An 18604-nucleotide genomic window follows, 5' to 3' on the forward strand; every position below is an offset into this window, starting at 1 on the left:
CTTGTCCGATTCCCACGAATCAGTTTGTGGGCAAGTCGCGTTCCGGTCGAGGTGCCGGAGTGAGTGCGCGGCTCCGCCAGCGTACCTCGCGCCCGGTACCGCGGCTGTCCGCCGTCAGTGCGCGTGCGCTCGCTCCGTGTCTTCGTCGGCGTTCGCGCCGTACATCAGGTAGAGTTCCGCGAGGAAGACCAGCGTGAACGCCGCGTTCAGGTACGTCGTGTACCCCGAGGGCGCGGTGCCGCCGGCTTCGCCCTGCGCGGGCACGAGTCCGAGGCCGTGCCACGCGTAGTGGATGACGATACCGGAGACGACGGCGGTGACGAAGATGCCGACGAACAGCACCGCTGCCATCCGCAGCCCGTAGTACCGGCGGTAGGCGTCGGTGATGGTCGGGACGATGAGGTCCGCGAAGATGAACGACATGACGCCGCCGAACGCGATGCCGTTGCTCCAGAGGATGACTGCGAACGGGACGTTCCCCACCGAGCAGACGAACGTCACGACGCCGACCGTGACGCCGATGATGGCGCTCGCGGCGACCCACGTGAACGACCCCTGCGCGCCGACGTCGAACAGCGTCGTCCACCACGCGCGCGGCACGAACGCGCCGATGAGGCCCGCGACGAGGAAGCCGGCGACGATGTCCGTCCACAGCATCTTCCACTCGCCGACCGCGTTCTTCGCGGCGAGCCGCCAGCCCTGCCGGGTCGCGAGACTGGGCTGGCGCTCGCCGGCCTCGCGTTCCTCGCGGTACGTGCGCTTGCAGGACTCCGAGCAGAAGTACTCGGTCCCCGAGTCGGTCTCCAGCGTGACGACGTCGTCGCTGGTCGGGTCCACGTCCATCCCGCACACCGGGTCGCGGACGCCCTCCGCGGCCTGAACGTGCTCGCGGGCGGCCGCGAACCACGACTCGGGCACGACGAACTTGAAGACGCCGGCGAGCAACACGATGAGCAACAGCCCGGCGACGTAGTCGGCGAGCACGAACTCCCAGCCGAGCAGAATCCACATCACCAGCCCGAGTTCGATGACGAGGTTCGTGGACGCGAACTGGAACGCCGCCAGGCTCGCTATCGGGGACGCGCCCTTCTTGAAGAGGCTCTTGGTCGTCGCGACGGCGCCGAACGAACACGACGACGACGCGGCGCCGAACAGCGTCCCGAGCCCGAGTTCGCGGAGGCCGGACCCGCCGAGCACCCGGGACATCCGCTGTTCGCTGACGAACGTCTCGACGGCGCCCGCGATAGTGAACCCGAGCACGAGCGCCCACCACGTCTCCCAGAACATCTCGGCGCCGAACCTGACGCCCGCCGCGAGCGTGTCGACGACGCTCATGTGTCAACGAAGGGGCGCTTCGTTTAGTGGCGTTGTGGTTGGATTCGTTCGGCTACTCGGTGGTGGAATCTTGGAACGTAAAGCAGACGCGCCGCTACGAAGTCGAGGAGTGAAGGAAAGTAGTCCATCCTGGATTCGAACCAGGGTCGAAGCCCCCAGAAGGCTTCAGGATTGGCCGCTACCCCAATGGACTGCTCGCACACGGTAGAAGGCGATTGTGGCTTATGAGTGTTGCGAACCCCGACGACGGAGGTGCTGCGAGCGCTCCGGCGACCGCGTCACGCCGACCGCGCGAACGTGCCCAGTTCGACGCCTATTTGCCGTCCGAGGATGCACGTTCGCGTATGTACGTCGGACGGTTCGTCGTCGTCGGTCCGGACGTGGCAGCGTACCGAGTGTCCTCGCGGTCGTTCCCGAACCGCCGGGTAGTCGAGCGCGAGGACGCGCTGACGGTCGCGCCGACGCCGGACGCGCCGGAGACGGACAACCCCTACGTGTCGTACAACTGCTACCGGACGGCGGCGGGCCACGCGGTCGTCGGGAACGGCAGCCACGTCGACCCGATTACGGAGAAGCTCGGGCTGGGCTACCCGGCGCGGGACGCGCTCGCTGAATCGCTGCTCGCGCTCGACTACGAGAAAGACGACTACGACACGCCCCGCATCGCGGGGGTGCTGACGCCCGACGCCGGGGCGTACGTCGGGACGGTGCGGAAGGACGCGCTGCTCGTCGAAGAAGTCGAGGAGCCGACGCTGGTCGCGACCTACGAGAAGGACAGTCCCGAGCCAATCGGCTTCGAGGCCGACACCGCCAGCGAGGCCGCCGGAGAGGCGTACAGCGCGGCGTTCGAGCACGCGGTGTGTTCGGTCGGCGTCGTGCGCGACGGCGACGGGTACGCGACGGCAATCGAGAACGGGCCGGAGAACTAAGGGCGAGCGCGACCGACTCGCTGGTATGAAGGTCGCCGTCGTCTCGGACGTTCACTCGAATCTGGTGGCGCTGGAGGCCGTCCTCGACGACCTGCCGGACGTGGACGCGGTCGTCTGCGCCGGCGACGTGGTCGGCTACAACCCGTGGCCCGCCGAGTGCGTGGACGCGCTCCGCGAGCGGGACGTGCCGACGGTGATGGGAAACCACGACCGGATGGTGGCGACCGACCGGAACTTCGGCGGAAACGGGATGGCGCAAGCCGGAGTCAGGCACGCCAAGCGGGAGCTGAACGACGTGCAACTGGACTGGGTGCAGCGGCTCCCGCGCGAGCGCACGCTGTTCGACGGGCGCGTGAAGGTCGTCCACGACCACCCCGAGGTGCAGGACCGATACACGTATCCGGACGCGTTCGGCCCGCACCTGATCGGCGACGAGGACGCCCTGATTCTCGGGCACACGCACGTCCAGCACCACGAGGTCTACGACGAGGGAATCGTGTTGAACCCGGGGAGCGTCGGTCAGCCGCGGGACCGCGACCCTCGCGCGGCGTACGCGGTGCTGGACGTCGAAACGCCGTCGGTCGAGGAGCGACGCGTCGAGTACGACGTCGACCGCGTCGCGGAGGCGGTGCGGGACGCGGGGCTGCCCGACGGGACCGCCGACCGGCTCGCGGACGGGCGGTAGGCAGCCGTCACTGGGAGGGTGCGTGGGCATTCTCGTCGACGGGCCGCAGTTCCGCGGAGAAGTGCCGGAGTTCCGGCATCGGCGGCTCGGAGACGACCTCGTAGCCCGTGACTTCCTCTCCTTTCTCGCAGACTGCGGCGGCGGTGTCGGCGACGTGTTCGAGGTGGTCGGGGCCGTACGTGCGCCGCGGGACGGCGAGCCGGACGAGGTCGGCGCGGTCGGTGTCGGGGAACGCGAACCGGCCGAGCTCGACGGCGCGCACGCCGCCCTCGCGGTAGAGTTCGCAGACGAGCGCCTGCCCGGGGAACTGCTCGCGGGGGAGGTGCGGGAGCGCCTCGTTGGCGTTCACGTAGACCGCGTGCCCGCCCGCGGGCTGGTAGACGGGGACGCCGCGGTCGGCGAGCGCGTCGCAGAGCGCCTCGACCTGCGCGACGCGCTCGGCGACGTACGGCGGCTCGACGGCCTCGCGGAGGCCGACGGCGAACGCCGCGAGGTCGCGGCCGCTCATCCCGCCGTACGTCGAGAACCCCTCGAAGAGGATGCCGCGCTGGCGGCACCGCTCGTAGAGGTCGTCATCGGACTGCGTCGGATTGCCCGAGGGACCTCGTCCCGCTGCGTCTTCCCCACGGAGGCCGACGAACCCGCCGGCGTTCACGAGGCCGTCTTTCTTCCCGCTCATCACGCAGGCGTCGGCGTACGAGAGCTGCTCGCGCGCGACGGCGGCGACCGACTCGCCGGCGAACTCGTCCTCGCGTCGCTGCACGAAGTAGGCGTTCTCCGCGAACCGGCAGGCGTCGACGACGAACGTCGCGTCGATGTCGTCGGCGAACGCCGCTACCTCTCGCGTGTTCGCGACGCTGACGGGCTGGCCGGCCATGGAGTTGTTCGTGATTGTGAGCACGACCGCGGGGACGTTCTCGGCGCCGACCTCCTCGACGACGCGGCGCCCGGTCTCGACGTCGAAGTTCCCCTTGAACGGGTGGTCGCTGTCGCCGTCCCGCGCTTCCGGGACGGGGCAGTCCACGGGGTCGCCGCCGTTCGCAGCGACGTGGGCGCGCGTCGTGTCGAAGTGCGCGTTGTTCAGCACGACGTCGCCCTCGGTGACGAGCGCGCCGTAGAGGACGTTCTCCGCGCCGCGGCCCTGATGGGCGGGGACGATTCGCTCGAACCCCATGACGTCTCGGACGGCGGCCTCGAGCTCGCGGAAGCTCTCGCTGCCCGCGTACGCCTCGTCGCCCGTGAACATCGCCGCCCACTGCTCGTTGCTCATCGTGCCGGTGCCCGAGTCCGTCAGGAGGTCGACGAACACGTCGCTGCTGTCGAGGTTGAAGACGTTGAAGCCGGCCTCGCGCAGCGCCGCCTCGCGGTCCGCGCGGTCGAGCAGCCGGACGGGTTCGACCATCGTCGCCTTGTACGAGCGCATACCGCTCGTAGGGCGCTCAGCGTGAAGAATACCGCCGAAGGAGACGTGTACGCCCGTGTACAGGCGTGTACGGTGTGGTGCAGTCGCGTGCGGTTACGACTCGAAGTGGTCCTGGACGATGTCCAGCGTCTGCTCGCGGTCGTCCCAGTCCACGAACACCGCCACGGAGGTCGCGCTGGAGATGATGTCGATGACGTTGATGCCGGCCTCCGCGATTGGGTCGACGATGCGCCGGAGGACGCCCGGCTGGTTCGGGAGCTCGCCGCCGAGCACGCGGATGACCGCGACCTCGTCGCGGACGGTGACCGAGGAGAGCTCGCCGACCTCGATGACCTCGCTGTGGAGGACGTTCTCGGCGCGCTCGGCGACGTCCTCGTCGACGTAGAACGTCATCGAGTCCATGCCGGAGGCGACCGCGTCGACGTTGATGTCCGAGTCGTACAGCGCGGTCGACAGCGTGGACATGATGCCGGGGCGGTTGCGGATGGCGCGCCCGGCGACGGTGAGACACGCCAGCGGCGTGTCCCGCATGTCGATCATGTTCTCGAACTGCCCCTCGATTTTCGTGCCGCCGGAGAGCAGGTCGCCGTGCTGGTAGTGGATGACGCGCACGTCGAGGTCGTCGTCCTTGAACGAGAGCGCGGAGGGCGCGACGACTTCGGCGCCGCGGAAGGAGAGGTTCCGGAGTTCGTCGACGGTGATTTCGCCGACGTTGCGCGCACCCTCGACGACGTGGGGGTCGCCGGTCATGACGCCCTCGACGTCGGTGACGATGACGACCTCGTCGGCGTCGGCGTACCGGCCGAGCATCACGGCCGTCGTGTCGCTGCCGCCGCGGCCGAGCGTCGTCACGTTCCCGTCGAGGTCCTCGGCGAGGAAGCCCGTGATGACGGGGACGACGTCGCCGAGGTCCTCGGCGAGCGCTTCCACGCGCTTCTGGGTCTCCTCAACGTCGACCTCGCCGCGGTCGTTGGCGACGACCGGCCAGTCCTCGTGGCCGGGTTCGAGGAACACCGCGTTCACGCCGCGGGCGGCCAGCGCCGCCTTTAGCATCCGCACGGAGGTGCGCTCGCCCATGGAGACGATTTCCGCGCGGTCGGCGTCGTCGGCCTCGAAGGTGATGTCGTCGAGCAGTTCGTCCGTCGTGTTCCCCATCGCGGACGCGACGACCGCTATCTCGTGGCCGGCGGCGACCGCGTCGGCGACGGAGTCGGCGGCCCGCTCGATGCGGTCGCCGCTCCCGAGACTGGTACCGCCGAACTTCGCGACTACGCGCATCGCTTCCCACCGGTCCGAGCCGTGCTCATTGCCGGGTCGTAGGGACGCGGGTGGTGATAACTGCTTGCATGCACGAAACGGTTGCCTCCCTCGCGGCCGCGCCGTTAAGTCGGTCGCCGGCGTACGTGGGGGCATGAACGTTCGTGACGCGACGGCGGAGGACGCGGCCGCGCTGGACGCGCTCGCCGACGACGACCTCGACGCCGCGCGCCTCGTCAGGGACCGCACGGTGCGCGTCGCCGACGACGACGGCGACGTCGTGGGGTTCGTGGCGTTCGACGCGGGCCGGGGCGCCGTCCACGTCACGCGACTGGCCGGCGATCCGGAGACGGTGGACGTGCTACTGGACGGCCCCCGGGAGTTCGCGGCCCACGAGGACCTCCCCGTGGAGGTCGTGCTGGACGAGAGTGACGCGCTGGCGGACGTGCTGTTGGACGAGGGGTTCGAGGACGCGGGTGCGGGGCCGCGCTTCGACGGCGCGCGGACGCGGCGGTACCGCTGTGAGCCGTAGCTACAGGTCCATGCCCCGGAAGCGGTAGTAGCCCAGCGCGGGAACGACGACCAGCCAGACGAGCAGTGTCGCGAGCGCGGCCCACTTCGAGAGGTAAATCGGGGGGTTCTGCGGGAACAGCTGGGCGACGATGGTGCCGTTCCCGGGGAGGAACTGGTAGACGGCGTTCGTGAACGCCGCCGACGGCGGCACGCGGTTCATCAGGAGGTACCACTCCGGGGGCGCCGTGTCGATGCCGGGGACCAGCGACCCCGTCGAGAGGTAGTAGATGCCCGAGGTGACCAGCCCCCAACCGACCTCGAAGACGACGAAGAACACGAGCGCGAGGATGGTGGCGCGACCGGAGCGCTTGGTCGCCGCGGAGAGCCCGACGCCGATGGCGGTGTACGTCACGCCGAGCAGAATCGTCAACAGCGAGAACCCGAGGTACGCGGTCGCGTCGAAGGTGTCGTAGCGAACGAGCGTGACGATTGCGGCGGCGACGAGGCCCACGACGATGGCGGCGGCGATGACCCCGCCGCGGCCGGCGACCTTCCCGAGAACGGCGTCCCGGCGGGTGTGGGGCAGCGACAGCAGGAACTTCGCGCTCCCGGATTCGAGCTCGCCCGCGATGGCCTTGTGGCCGATGACCAGTCCCGTGATGGGGACGACGAACGCGGCGGGACTGAGCAGGAAAAAGAGGAGGTCGATGGCCGCCAGCTCCCCGCCTTGCCCGCCGGACTGTATCTCCGTGTAGAGCCACGCCGCGCCCGCCATGAACAGCACGAACAGCGCGGCCAGCGCCCACAGCGCCTTCGAGCGCGCGGCGTCCTGGAAGTCCTTCTTGGCGACGGCGGCCCAGCTCATGCCGACACCTCCTCGTCGCGGCCGTTCGTGTACGCGGCGAACACGTCGTCCAGCGACGCCTCCCGGGTGGCGAAGTCGACGACCTCGCCGCCCGCGCCCTCGACGGCGTCGAGGACGTCGGTCTTGGAGGCGTCATCGGTGGTCACGGTGAGCACGTCGCGGTCGGTGTCGACGCTCGTGACGCCGGGGACGCCCTCGACGGCTTCGACGACGTCGGGCGTGAGTTCCTCGACGGTGACCGTCAGCGTCGAGCCGGTGACGGCGGCCTCGCGGAGCCCGCGGATGGTGTCCTGCGCGACGAGCTCGCCGGACTGGAGGATGCCGACGCGGTCGCAGACGGCCTCGACCTGTTCGAGGATGTGACTGGAGAAGAAGACGGTCGCGCCGCGAGACGCTTCCTCCTTGATGATTTCGCGCATCTCGCGGGCGCCGTTGGGGTCCAGCCCCGTCGAGGGCTCGTCCAGAATCAGGAGGTCGGGGTCGCCGACGAGCGCGATGGCGAGCGCGAGCCGCTGCTGCATCCCCTTCGAGAAGCCGCCGGCCTTCCGGTCGGCGGCGTCCGGGATGCCGACTCGTTCGAGGAGCGCGTCGGGGTCGTCGTTGGCGTCCTTCGACTCGATGGCGAACTGGAGGTGCTGGCGCGCGGTGAGGCGCTCGTAGACGTGGAATCCCTCGGGGAGCACGCCGATGCGCTGGCGGATGGCCAGCGAGTCGTCGTGGGCGTCGTACCCGAGCACGGTCGCGGTGCCGGCGGTCGGCCGCACGAAGTTCAGGAGGATGTCGATGGTGGTGGACTTTCCGGCGCCGTTCGGCCCGAGGAAGCCGTATATCTCCCCGGACTGGACCTGGAGGTCGAGGTCGTGGAGGGCGGTGACGTCACCGTACCGCTTGGTGACGCCGTCGAGTTCGATTGCTGCCATGCGGGAAGGGTCGCGCTGCCCTCCTAAATCCGTTGGGGGCGTTCGCAGCGCGAGCGACCGCAGGACGGCGGCTCAGAGTTCGACGCGGTCGAAACGCCGCACCGCGAGCGCGAACCCGGCGACCGTCCACGCGAACAGGACGACGGCGCCGACGCCGTCCGGGACGGAGCCGGCCGTGGTGACGGAGTCGACGCCGACGACGGTGAGCGCGTTCGCGTACGCGAAGACGGGGCTGGCGACGACGACAGCGTCCACGGCGCCGCCGCCGACGCTGACGCCGTAGCTGGCGAGCACGGTGCGAGCGAGGCTCAGCGCGACCGGCCAGAAGAACGCCACCACGAAGAACCCGTACGTGGTCGCGGCCGCGACCGTGGTGGACGTCGACCCCGCGGTGAGCGCGAGCGTCGCGGCGACGAACGCGGCGGCCAGCAGCGCGGCGAGCGCGAGCACGGCGAGCACGCGGACCACGGGCACCGGCGCGCCGCGGAGCGCGTAGACGACGGCGGCGACGGCGATTGCGGCGACGGCGCCGGCGAGCGTCACCGTGAGGCGAGCGGCGCCCGCGCCCGCGAGCAGCGACGACCGCGGGTGCGGCAGCGAGAGCGTGAGCCGGATGCGGCCGGTGGCGACGCCGCTGGGCACGGCCTCGTGGGTGAGCGTGCCGGCAGTCAGCGGCACCGCGAACAGGAACAGCAACGCGAGCGTGGACGGCAGCGGCGTCAGCCCGGCGTTCGTCGAGCCGTACGCGAGCGCGGCCGCGGCCAGCGCGAAGAAGCCGCCGTACACGAGCAGGGAGTTGTCGGCGCGGAGGGCGCGGAGGTCGCGGCGCGCGACGACAGGCCACGTCACGCTACCACCGCCGGGCGGGGCGTCTGCATGGTCAGGCGGTCACGGTGCGGGGTGAAGTGTCTTGCTCCCGGATGCAGCCGCTGCGAACTACACGCGGTCGTCGGGGTCGTGGGAGTCCCGCATCCGGCTGGCCTCCTGACCGTAGCGCTGGCGGTCCTCGGCGTCCTCGACGGGTTCGAGGTCGTCGGCGTCGGCGTCGACGGCGGCGGTCGGGTCGCCGGCGTTCAGCGAGCGCTGCTTGCGGAGCACGTGCTCGCCGTCGGGCGTCGCGTACACGAGGTTGAGCAGGCCCTTGTCGGTGTACTCCCGGAAGACCAGCCAGACGCGCTCGGTTTCGGGCATAGTCAGGGCTTCGGGGGCCGGTGGTTCAAGCTTGATGGTTCGACGCGCGCTCGCCGCCGGCGGTCAGTCCCAGACGAAGCCGGCGACGAGGCCGCCGATGGCGGCGAACAGCACGTTGACGACGAGTTCGACGAGCAACACGAGGACGAGGAACGCGGCGACGAAGCCGAAGCCGGCGGCGAGCGTTCCGGCGACCGCCGCCAGCCAGACGACGTAGCCGGGCGCGCCGAACACCACGCCGGCGACGGCGCCGTCGAGGGTGGAACTGCCGTCGGAGAGGTAGCCGGCGGCGCCGCCACCGACGGCCTGCGGGAACGGCACCAACGCCAACGCGGTCGCGAGCAGGCCGCCGAGCAGCGGCGCGTGCCAGCGCGGCGGCCGGCGGCCCTCGGCGAGGCGGTCGCGGACGCGGTTGCGGTAACGCCGGAACCAGACGCAGAGGGCAAGCGTGAGGACGCCGGCGACGACGAGGCCGCCGCCGGCCCACGTGGCGACCGCGTAGATGGCGTCCGCGAGTTCCGGTTCGGTCAGCGGGAACTCAGTGGCGTCCGGCCCCGCGAGGAACTCGGCGGCGACGTCCTCGGCGAACGCGCGGTCGACGGCGGTCGAGACGGTCACGCCGAGCCACGCGGCGACGACGCTCCCAATGCCGAGCAGGCCGATTATCAGCCAGTCCAGCCACGTGTCGTAGAACAGCGACGAGCTGTCCGGACCCGCGCTGTCGGCGGGCGCGTCTGCGGTGGCGGTCATACGAGAAGTGATTGTCGGACTGGCGGGTAAGGATACCGCCCGTTCGCAGGCGCAGCGAGCCGCCGGGACCGCGCAGTTGAAAGTCGCCGCGGCCGTACCCCGAAGCGATGGACGCCGACGAGGTCAGGGAGCGCGCGGGCGACCTGCCGACGGAGCCCGGCGTCTACCAGTTCCTCGACGAGAGCGGCGACGCCGACACCGTCCTCTACGTCGGGAAGGCCGTCGACGTGCGGGACCGCGTGCGGTCGTACGCCGACCCCAGAAGCGAGCGCATCGCGCGGATGGTCGAGCGCGCGGACGCCATCGACTTCGCGGTGACGGACACGGAGACGCAGGCGCTGTTGCTGGAGGCGAACCTCGTGAAGCGCCACCAGCCGCGGTACAACGTCCGCCTCAAAGACGACAAGTCCTACCCGCTCGTGCAGTTCACGGACCACGCCGTCCCCCGCATCGAGGTGACGCGGGACCCCGAGGAGGGCGCGGCGGCGTACGGCCCGTACACGGACAAGGGCGACGTGGAGGTCGTGGTGAAGGCGATTCGGGAGGTGTACGGGCTGCGGGGCTGCTCGGACCACAAGTACCGGAACCGCGAGCGCCCCTGCCTGGACTACGAGATGGGGCTGTGTTCGGCGCCCTGCACGGGCGAAATCAGCGAGGCTGACTACGCGGCGGACGCGGAGGCCGCCAAGCGGTTCTTCGAGGGGGAGACGGGCGCGCTCGCGGACCCCATCGAGCACGAGATGGAGCGCGCCGCCCAAGAGCAGAACTTCGAACGGGCGGCGAACCTCCGGGACCGCTTGGACGTCGTGGAGTCGTTCCACGGCGGCGCGGGCGCGGCGGTCGCGGGCGGCGACGACGCGGCGACGACGGACGTGCTCGGCGTCGCCGTGGAGGGCGAGGACGCGACGGTCGCGCGCCTGCACGCCGAGCGCGGCCAGCTCGTGGAGCGCGACCAGCACCACCTCGATGCTCCCGACGGAGAGAATCCGGCGGACGTGCTGGCGGCGTTCCTCGTGCAGTTCTACGCGGAGCGCGACCTCCCGGACCGCCTGCTGTTGCCCGAGCGCCACGGCGACGAGGACGTGGCTGCGTGGCTGGACGAGGCGGGCGTGGAGGTGGCGGTGCCGGGCGCGGGCCGCGAGGCGACGCTCGTTGACCTCGCGCTGAAGAACGCTCACCGGCGCTCCGGGGAGCGCGACGAACTCGGCGCGCTCGCGGACGCGCTCGGCATCGACCGCCCGACGCGCATCGAGGGGTTCGACGTGAGCCACGCACAGGGGAAGGCCGTCGTCGGCAGCGACGTCTGTTTCGTGGACGGTAGCGCCGAGAAGGCCGACTACCGCCGGAAGAAGCTCGACGAGGAGAACGACGACTACGCGAACATGTACCGGCTGTTGCGGTGGCGCGCCGACCGCGCGGTCGAAGGGAGAGACGACCGCCCGGACCCCGACCTCCTGCTCATCGACGGCGGCGAGGGACAGCTAGACGCCGCCCGGGAGGCGCTGGCGGACACCGGCTGGGACGTGCCGGCGGTCGCACTGGCGAAAGACGAGGAGGTCGTGATAACCGACCAGCGGACGTACGACTGGGACGACGACGCGCCCCAGTTGCACGTCCTCCAGCGCGTGCGCGACGAGGCCCACCGGTTCGCGGTCGCGTACCACCAGACGCTCCGGGACGACGTGGAGACGACGCTGGACAACGTCGAGGGCGTCGGCCCGGAACTCCGCAAGCGCCTGCTCCGGCGGTTCGGCAGCGTCGAGGGCGTCCGCGAGGCGTCGGTCGAAGACCTGCGGGACGTCGAGGGCGTGGGCGAAGCGACCGCCGAGACCCTCGTGAGCCGGCTCTAGAAGTCGGAAGCGGGCGCTACCACTCGCCGGGTTCGGGCGCGACGCCCGCGTCCTCGGCCTCGTCGCCGCCGTCGAGGTCGTACTCCTCGCGGAGTTCGCGGATGCGGTCGCGGATGTCCGCCGCGAGTTCGAACTCAAGGTTGCCGGCCGCCTCCTCCATGCGCTCTTCGAGGTCCTCCACGAGGATGGCGGCCTCCTGCTCGTCGCTGGGGCCGTCGCCGGCGATGTCGGAGGTGTCGGTCTCCGCGCCGGGGAGGTTCATGTCCCCGACCTCCTTGTCGATGGTCGTCGGCGTCGTGCCGTGTTCCTCGTTGAACTCCCGCTGGATGCGGCGGCGGCGCTGGGTCTCCTCGATGGCGTCCCGCATCGCGTCCGTGCGCTCGTCGGCGTACAGCACCACCTCGCCGTTGACGTTCCGCGCGGCGCGGCCCATCGTCTGCACGAGGCTGGTCTCCGAGCGCAGGAACCCCTCCTGGTCGGCGTCGAGGATGGCGACCAGCGAGACCTCCGGGATGTCCAGTCCCTCACGGAGGAGGTTGATGCCGACGAGCACGTCGTACTCGCCGAGCCGGAGCCCGCGCACGAGTTCGTGGCGTTCGAGCGTGTCCGTCTCGTCGTGCATGTACTCGACGGCGACCCCGGCTTCTTCGAGGTACTCCGTGAGGTCCTCGGCCATGCGCTTGGTGAGCGTCGTCACGAGCACGCGCTCGTCGTTCGCGACGCGCTCGTCGATGCGGTCCATCAGGTCCTCGACCTGTCCGGTGGCGTCGGCGACGTTGATTTCGGGGTCGACGAGGTGGGTCGGGCGGACAATCTGCTCGACGACCTGCGCGGACTGCTCGCGCTCGTAGTCGCCGGGCGTCGCGGAGACATACAGCGTCTGGTCGGTCTTCTCCTCGAACTCCTCGAACGTCAGCGGGCGGTTGTCGTACGCCGTCGGGAGGCGGAAGCCGTTCTCCACGAGGCTGTCTTTCCGGGACTTGTCGCCCGCGTACTGGCCCTTGATTTGGGGGACGGTGCGGTGGGACTCGTCGATGACGGTGAGGAAGTCGTCGGGGAAGTAGTCCAGGAGCGTGTAGGGCGCGTCCCCGGGTTCGCGGTCCGAGAGGTACACCGAGTAGTTCTCGATGCCCGAACAGTAGCCCGCCTCGGCCATCATCTCGAGGTCGAACGTGGTGCGCTCCTCGATGCGCTGGGCGGCGACCATGTCGCCGTTGCGCTCGAAGTGCCGGACGCGCTCGTGCATGTCGTCTCGAATCTGCTCGATGGCTGCCTCCATCTCGTCCTCGGGCACCGAGTAGTGCTCCGCCGGGTGGAACAGGACCGCGGGCTCCTCGCTCTCGACGGTGCCCTCCAGCGGGTCGAGTTTCGCCATCCGGTCCACTTCGTCGCCCCAGAACTCCACGCGCACGGGGTAGCGGCCGTACATCGGGAACACCTCGACGGTGTCCCCGCGGACGCGGAACGTCCCCTGCGTGAAGTCCACGTCGTTGCGCTCGTAGTTCAGGTCCACGAGCCGCCCCAGGAGTTCGTCGCGCTCGATCTCCTGCCCGACTTCGAGGCGGAGGCTCATCTCCTCGTAGTTGCGCGGGTCACCCAGCCCGTAGATGGCGGAGACGGAGGCCACCACGATGACGTCGTCCCGCGTCAAAAGCGAGCGCGTCGCGGAGTGACGCAGCCGGTCGATTTCGTCGTTGATGGAGGCGTCCTTCTCGATGTACTTGTCCGTCTGCTCGACGTACGCCTCGGGCTGGTAGTAGTTGTAGTACGAGACGAAGTACTCGACGGCGTTGTCCGGGAAGAGGTTCCGCAGCTCCTCGTACAGTTGCGCGGCGAGCGTCTTGTTGTGCGCGATGACCAGCGTCGGCTGCTGGAGTTCCTCGACGACCCACGAGACGGTGTTGGTCTTCCCGGAGCCCGTCACTCCGAGCAGCGTCTGCGCGTCCGCGCCGCTCTCGAACCCCTCGGCCAACTGCTGGATGGCCTGCGGCTGGTCGCCCGCGGGGTCGAACGGCGCGTCCACGCGGAACGGCTTCTCGGCCTCGGGTCGGTCCGGCTGGAGGGGACCGCTGGCGTCGCTCATTGTCTGGTAGTAGGCGCGAGGACACTTGAGCAGCGTGCTCGACCGAAGGGAGAGCACGGAATGGCGAGCGGGGAGGGACGACCCGCGGGCAGCGTGCCCGAGCGCAGCGAGGGCACGTTAGGGCGAGCGGCGACCCCCGGGAGCCGCGAGCAACCGGCTCGCCGACGCCGGCGGCCGCGTGCGGTGCGAACCACCGCCAAGCACTTGCCGGACCCCGGCGAAGCGCCGACGATGCCCTCCAGACGCGACGCGCTGAAAGCCCTCGCACTCGGTAGCGCGGGCGTGCTCGCCGGCGGCGCCGCACGGTACGGCGCGTGGTCCCCGGACGTCCACCAGCCCGCCGACGGGACGTGGCCGCAGCCGCGGTACGGCCCTCGGAACACGGCGCACAGCCCCGACGCGTCGCCGCCGACCGACACCCCCGAAGTCGTCGCCCGGCACGAGGTCGGTGACGCCGTCGAGAGCGTTCGAGTCGGCGCCGAACGCACGTACGCTGGCACCGAGCACGCGGTGTGGGCGTTCGACCGGGACGGCGAACGGGGGTCGGCGTGGAGCCAGTCCGCCGACGCCCGGCAGCTCGCCGTCGGCCCCGACGCCGTGATTGCTGGGGGTCGCGGACAGGTCGCCGGACTCGCCCCCGACAGCGGGGAAGTGCTGTGGCAACACGACACCGAGACGTACGTCCGGAGCGTGCTGGCCGGTGAACGCACCGCGTACGTCGGTGGCTACGACGAGCTCGCGGCGTTCGACGCGACCACCGGCAGGCGACGGTGGCGGCTGTCCACGAAGCGAGACACGCGTCCCGGGTTCGACGGCGACGGCCGGCTACTCGTCACGGGCGACGGCGCCGACGCCGTCCACGCCTACGAAGCGCGCAGTGACGCCGAGGGCGTGCTCGCGAACGCTCCGACGCGGACGTGGACGGCGACGGAAGCCAGCGGTGCGACCTACCCCGTGGTCTCGGAGAACGGCGGGCTGTTCGTCGGGAAACTCGGCTGTCCGGACACCTATCCGTGTGGCGTGGTCGCCCTGCGAGGCGACGGGACCGCCGACTGGACTGCCGAACCCGGCCCCAACCTCCAGCACCCGGCGTTCGACGGCGAGCGCGTGTACGTCGCCTCGGCGCGATTCGGCGACGAGGATGGCGTGAGCTACCGCCACGACGCCACGCTGCACGCCCTCGACGCCGAGACCGGCGACGAACTGTGGGCGTTCCAGCGCGGCGAGCGGTTCGCGTCGCCAATCGTCGCCGACGGCACCGTCTACGTCGCGGGGGAGGGTAGCCCGAACGGCAACCTCCACGCGCTCGACGCCGAGACCGGCGACCGGCTGTGGACGCACGATGCGAACGGCGCGAACGCGGTCGTCGCTGTCGAGGACGCGCTGGTCGTCGGCACGGCCGACGGCCGCGTCCTCGAACTCCGATAGTCCCGGGCTGGGGTCGCGAAAGGACCCGGTACACCCCACCTATATCCTCGCGGGCGCCGAACCGCCGCGCATGGTACGCGAAGACCTGCGCGCGGCGAGCGACCACCTCCGAGCCGCCTCCGTCGCCGCCGACGACCCCGACGACGAGCAACGCCTCTACGAACAGTCCGACGCGCTCGCGGAGCTCGCGACCGCCGACAGCGGCCCCGACCACGGCCGCCTCGCGCGCATCACGCACGCCCTCGACGACCTCGCGGACGCGGTCGACGACGAGGACGCCCGCGAGAGCATCGCCGACGCCAAAGCCAGCGTCGAAGCCTACCGCGAGACGGTCGACGGCGTCTAAAACGCACTTTTTGCGCTGCACGAGGCGCGGCTCTGCCGCGCCTCGTTCGGCAAAAACTTGCGGAAAAAGCACTCCTCCCTCACTTCGCTTCGTGGTTCGAGAGACGCCGCTGGCGTCTCTCGTCATCACGAGAGAGCTTCGCTCTCTCGAAGGACTCCGTTCGGTCGTCGGCCTGCATTCGCTCACTTCGTTCGCTCACGCAGTGAATCGACGACCTTCCGGGGCCTCCGGCCCGCTCGGTCGCCGGATGCTTGACGACTAATTAAGCCAATAGCTGACGAGCATCGGCGAGCGAGCGGCTCGAAGAGCCCGAGCGAAGCCGTTCACTCGCGGCGAAGCCGCGAGGCCGACGAACCCCCGGAGGGGGTGAGGAGTGCTTTTGGCCGAGCTTTTGCCGAGGGGCGCCGCAGGCGCCCCGCAGCGCAAAAGGTCGTTTAACAGACCGGCTTGGGATTCACGCCCATGGCTTCGAGCTGTTCGGTGTACTCGTCGTAGGCGGCCTGAATCGCGGCGTCGGCGGCGTCCTTGGCGGTCTCCCAGTCTTCGTCGTCCTCGCAGAGCGTTTCGAGGAGGTCGAGCGCGCGCTCGCGCTGGTCGTCGAGGTCGCCCTTGAGGCCGCGGAAGACGCTCGCGGTCTGGGGGTCGGCTTGGCCGACGAAGAAGCCGGTGAGCTGTTCTTTGGACTTCTCGGTGGCGAGGACGCGGCCGACGAGCGCGCCGGCGCGTTCGACGGTGTCGTCGAGGCCGCGGAGGTACGCCTGCATGCCGGTGGCGTCGTCGTCGGGCTGGTAGTCGTCGAGTTCGGCGAGGACGGCGTCGGCGTGGTCATCCTCCTCGGCGGCGGTGGTCTCGAAGGCCTCGCGGGCGGCGTCGTCGGACTCGCTGTCGGCCCACGCGTGGAACGTCTGCGCGGCGACGTACTCGGCGTCCGCGCCGGCTTCCAGCACGGGGCCGGCGTCCATCTCGCCGCCGGTGGCGGCGTACAGCGACTTCGAGGAGCCGAGCCGGGAGAGCGCGGTCTCGTTGTCGTCGCGGACCGCGTCGAGGAATTCGCTGGGTGTCACGTCCACCGGTAGTGGCTGCTGGGGCTTGTAAGCTGTCGTCGCGGCGAACCCACGGGGCGCGACAGCCGACGCTACGGGGTCGCGGCGCGCGAAAGAACGAGTGTGTGGTGGCGGGTTACTCGCCCGTCTCGATGGGGGCGTCCACGAGGTTGCCCCACTCGGTCCACGAGCCGTCGTAGTTGACGGTGTCGTCGTAGCCGAGCAGTTCGTGGAGCGCGAACCACGCGACCGACGAGCGCTCGCCGATGCGGCAGTACGCGACCGTCGTGCTGTCGCCCTCGATGCCCTCGTCGGCGTAGAGCTCTTCGAGCTCCGCTTGGGTCTTGAACGTGCCGTCGTCGTTCGTGACCGCGGCCCACGAGATGTTCTTCGCGCCGGGGATGTGGCCGCCGCGCTGGGCGGTCTCCTGGAGTCCCGGCGGCGCGAGGACTTCGCCGCTGTACTCCTCGGGGCTACGGACGTCGACGAGCGGGACGCCGCGGTCGATGGCCTTCTCGACGTCGTCGCGGTACGCGCGGATGGACTCGCGGGGGCCGCTGGCGTCGTAGGACTGCTCGGAGAACTCCGGCACCTCGTCGGTGGTCGGGTAGTCGTTCTCCACCCAGTACTCGCGGCCGCCGTCGAGGAGCTTCACGTCGTCGTGGCCGTAGTACTTGAACTGCCAGTAGGCGTAGGCGGCGAACCAGTTGGAGTTGTCGCCGTAGAGGACGACCGTAGAGTCCTCGGTGATGCCGTGGCTGCCGAGGAGGCCCTCGAAGTCGTCCTTCTCGAGGATGTCCCGCTGGGTCTGGTCCTGCAGTTGGGTCTCCCAGTTGAAGCCGATGGCACCGGGCGCGTGTTCGTCGTCGTACGCTTCGGTGTCGACGTCGACTTCGACGAGTCGATGCTCGGGGTCGTCACTCTCGAACTCGTCGAGGCGCTCCTCGACCCAGTCCGCGGTGACGAGTACGTCTTTGGCGTATTCTGCCATACGCCTCCGTACAACACCCATCCCCATAACTACCGGCCACGCCGGCAGGTTCCCCCGGCCGTCGAGTTTACCAGCAAATGTTTCCGGCGGCGGGTCGGGTACCCGAGGCCCTCGCCGGGTCCGCGAGCGTTCACCGGCAACAACCTCCGCTATCTCGGAGTGACGGCGACAGCAGGGAGGCTAAGGCGGGCCGAGTCCACGGTTCACGTATGAGCGAGGAATGGGTCGCGTCCGCGGACTGGCTCGCCGAACACCTCGACGACGTCGCCGTCGTGGACATCCGCGACGCGTGGGAGTACGACGGCATCGGGCACGTTCCGGGCGCGGTCAGCGTGCCGTTCGACGACTTCCGAGCCGAGGGCGGGCCGGAGGGAATGATGCCCGCCCGCGACCACTGGGCCGACCTGCTCGGCGACGCGGGCATCGAGCGCGGGGACACAATCGTCGCGTACGACGACACGCACGGCGTGTTCGCCGCGCGCTTCCTCGTCACCGCGCTCTACTACGGCCACGACGACCTCCGACTGCTGGACGGCGACTACAGCGCGTGGCTGCGCGACCACGAGACCACCGACGACGCGCCCGACGTGACGCCGACCGACTACGAGCCCGGCGACGCCCGCGAGGACGTGTTCGTGGACGCCGACGACGTGCTCGCGGCGACCGACGACCCCGACGCGGTGGTCGTGGACACCCGCGAGCCCGAGGAGTACGCCGAGGGCCACATTCCGGGCGCGGTGAACCTCGACTGGAAGGAGGTCGTCGACGACGAGACGCGCGGCCTCAAGCCCCGCGCGGACATCGAGGACTTGCTCGCCGAGCGCGGCATTACGCCCGACGAGCGGGTCGTGCTGTACTGCAACACTGCGCGCCGCATCAGCCACACGTTCGTCGTGCTGCGCTGGCTGGGGTTCCCGGACGTCGCGTTCTACGAGGGCAGCCTCACGGACTGGACCGAGCGCGGCCACCCGCTGGAGTAGCCGCTACGCCGCCGG

Annotated in this window: 18 protein-coding genes and 1 tRNA gene; 7 read left to right on the forward strand and 12 right to left on the reverse strand. The window is 70.2% G+C overall.

Annotation, left to right across the window (positions count from 1 at the left end):
* Positions 1-114 precede the first annotated feature (114 nt).
* Complete coding sequence (locus tag HHUB_RS13055) at positions 115-1335, reverse strand: permease (RefSeq protein WP_059058072.1); 1221 nt, start codon at positions 1333-1335, stop codon at positions 115-117.
* 120 nt (positions 1336-1455) lie between these two features.
* Positions 1456-1528, reverse strand: a tRNA-Gln gene (locus HHUB_RS13060).
* Positions 1529-1679: 151 nt separating this feature from the next.
* Between HHUB_RS13060 and HHUB_RS13065 the strand changes: the two genes are divergently transcribed.
* Together HHUB_RS13065 and HHUB_RS13070 are read left to right on the forward strand one after the other, a co-directional pair.
* Positions 1680-2264 (forward strand): IMP cyclohydrolase, encoded by a 585-nt coding sequence (locus tag HHUB_RS13065; RefSeq protein WP_059058074.1) that lies wholly within the window; start codon positions 1680-1682, stop codon positions 2262-2264.
* 25 nt (positions 2265-2289) lie between these two features.
* A complete protein-coding gene (locus HHUB_RS13070) occupies positions 2290-2949 on the forward strand; it encodes a metallophosphoesterase family protein (protein ID WP_059058076.1) in 660 nt (219 codons plus the stop codon).
* Between the two features lie 7 nt (positions 2950-2956).
* Here the strand turns inward: HHUB_RS13070 and HHUB_RS13075 are convergent, their stop codons facing one another.
* Positions 2957-4372: a tryptophanase gene (locus HHUB_RS13075; RefSeq protein ID WP_059058078.1), complete on the reverse strand. Its 1416-nt coding sequence runs from the start codon at positions 4370-4372 to the stop codon at positions 2957-2959.
* 93 nt (positions 4373-4465) lie between these two features.
* Positions 4466-5650 carry an aspartate kinase gene (locus HHUB_RS13080; protein WP_059058080.1) on the reverse strand — a complete coding sequence of 395 codons (1185 nt, stop codon included), beginning with the start codon at positions 5648-5650 and terminating at the stop codon, positions 4466-4468.
* Between the two features lie 133 nt (positions 5651-5783).
* Between HHUB_RS13080 and HHUB_RS13085 the strand changes: the two genes are divergently transcribed.
* Positions 5784-6161 (forward strand): hypothetical protein, encoded by a 378-nt coding sequence (locus HHUB_RS13085; protein WP_059058082.1) that lies wholly within the window; start codon positions 5784-5786, stop codon positions 6159-6161.
* Here the strand turns inward: HHUB_RS13085 and HHUB_RS13090 are convergent, their stop codons facing one another.
* From HHUB_RS13090 to HHUB_RS13110, 5 genes are all read right to left on the reverse strand, one after another.
* Positions 6162-7007, reverse strand: coding sequence for an ABC transporter permease (locus tag HHUB_RS13090; RefSeq protein ID WP_059058084.1), 846 nt, complete (start codon positions 7005-7007; stop codon positions 6162-6164).
* Positions 7004-7927: an ABC transporter ATP-binding protein gene (locus HHUB_RS13095; protein WP_059058086.1), complete on the reverse strand. Its 924-nt coding sequence runs from the start codon at positions 7925-7927 to the stop codon at positions 7004-7006. Before HHUB_RS13095 ends, HHUB_RS13090 begins: the two co-directional genes overlap by 4 nt.
* 72 nt (positions 7928-7999) lie before the next feature.
* Positions 8000-8776, reverse strand: a complete 777-nt coding sequence (locus HHUB_RS13100) for an ABC transporter permease subunit (protein WP_059058088.1) — start codon at positions 8774-8776, stop codon at positions 8000-8002.
* A gap of 87 nt (positions 8777-8863) precedes the next feature.
* On the reverse strand, positions 8864-9118 hold the full coding sequence (locus tag HHUB_RS13105) for a hypothetical protein (RefSeq protein ID WP_059058090.1): 255 nt from the start codon (positions 9116-9118) through the stop codon (positions 8864-8866).
* Positions 9119-9181: 63 nt separating this feature from the next.
* Positions 9182-9868, reverse strand: coding sequence for a DUF5518 domain-containing protein (locus tag HHUB_RS13110; RefSeq protein WP_059058092.1), 687 nt, complete (start codon positions 9866-9868; stop codon positions 9182-9184).
* A 107-nt stretch (positions 9869-9975) separates the two neighbouring features.
* On the opposite strand from HHUB_RS13110, the gene HHUB_RS13115 reads away from it, so the two are divergent.
* The gene (locus HHUB_RS13115; RefSeq protein ID WP_059058094.1) at positions 9976-11718 is read left to right on the forward strand and encodes an excinuclease ABC subunit C; all 1743 of its coding nucleotides are present in this window, start codon (positions 9976-9978) and stop codon (positions 11716-11718) included.
* Positions 11719-11734: 16 nt separating this feature from the next.
* Here the strand turns inward: HHUB_RS13115 and uvrB are convergent, their stop codons facing one another.
* Positions 11735-13801 carry an excinuclease ABC subunit UvrB gene (uvrB, locus tag HHUB_RS13120; RefSeq protein ID WP_059058096.1) on the reverse strand — a complete coding sequence of 689 codons (2067 nt, stop codon included), beginning with the start codon at positions 13799-13801 and terminating at the stop codon, positions 11735-11737.
* 231 nt (positions 13802-14032) lie between these two features.
* Between uvrB and HHUB_RS13125 the strand changes: the two genes are divergently transcribed.
* Both HHUB_RS13125 and HHUB_RS13130 read left to right on the forward strand, forming a co-directional pair.
* A complete protein-coding gene (locus tag HHUB_RS13125) occupies positions 14033-15229 on the forward strand; it encodes an outer membrane protein assembly factor BamB family protein (RefSeq protein ID WP_059058098.1) in 1197 nt (398 codons plus the stop codon).
* 70 nt (positions 15230-15299) lie between these two features.
* Complete coding sequence (locus HHUB_RS13130) at positions 15300-15575, forward strand: DUF7553 family protein (protein WP_059058100.1); 276 nt, start codon at positions 15300-15302, stop codon at positions 15573-15575.
* A gap of 434 nt (positions 15576-16009) precedes the next feature.
* Here the strand turns inward: HHUB_RS13130 and HHUB_RS13135 are convergent, their stop codons facing one another.
* Both HHUB_RS13135 and HHUB_RS13140 read right to left on the reverse strand, forming a co-directional pair.
* Positions 16010-16639 (reverse strand): hypothetical protein, encoded by a 630-nt coding sequence (locus HHUB_RS13135; RefSeq protein WP_059058327.1) that lies wholly within the window; start codon positions 16637-16639, stop codon positions 16010-16012.
* 115 nt (positions 16640-16754) lie between these two features.
* Positions 16755-17609 carry a sulfurtransferase gene (locus HHUB_RS13140; RefSeq protein ID WP_059058102.1) on the reverse strand — a complete coding sequence of 285 codons (855 nt, stop codon included), beginning with the start codon at positions 17607-17609 and terminating at the stop codon, positions 16755-16757.
* A gap of 209 nt (positions 17610-17818) precedes the next feature.
* Between HHUB_RS13140 and HHUB_RS13145 the strand changes: the two genes are divergently transcribed.
* A complete protein-coding gene (locus HHUB_RS13145; protein ID WP_059058104.1) occupies positions 17819-18589 on the forward strand; it encodes a sulfurtransferase in 771 nt (256 codons plus the stop codon).
* Positions 18590-18604 lie beyond the last annotated feature (15 nt).

The organism is Halobacterium hubeiense, from assembly GCF_001488575.1.
Taxonomy (GTDB): domain Archaea; phylum Halobacteriota; class Halobacteria; order Halobacteriales; family Halobacteriaceae; genus Halobacterium; species Halobacterium hubeiense.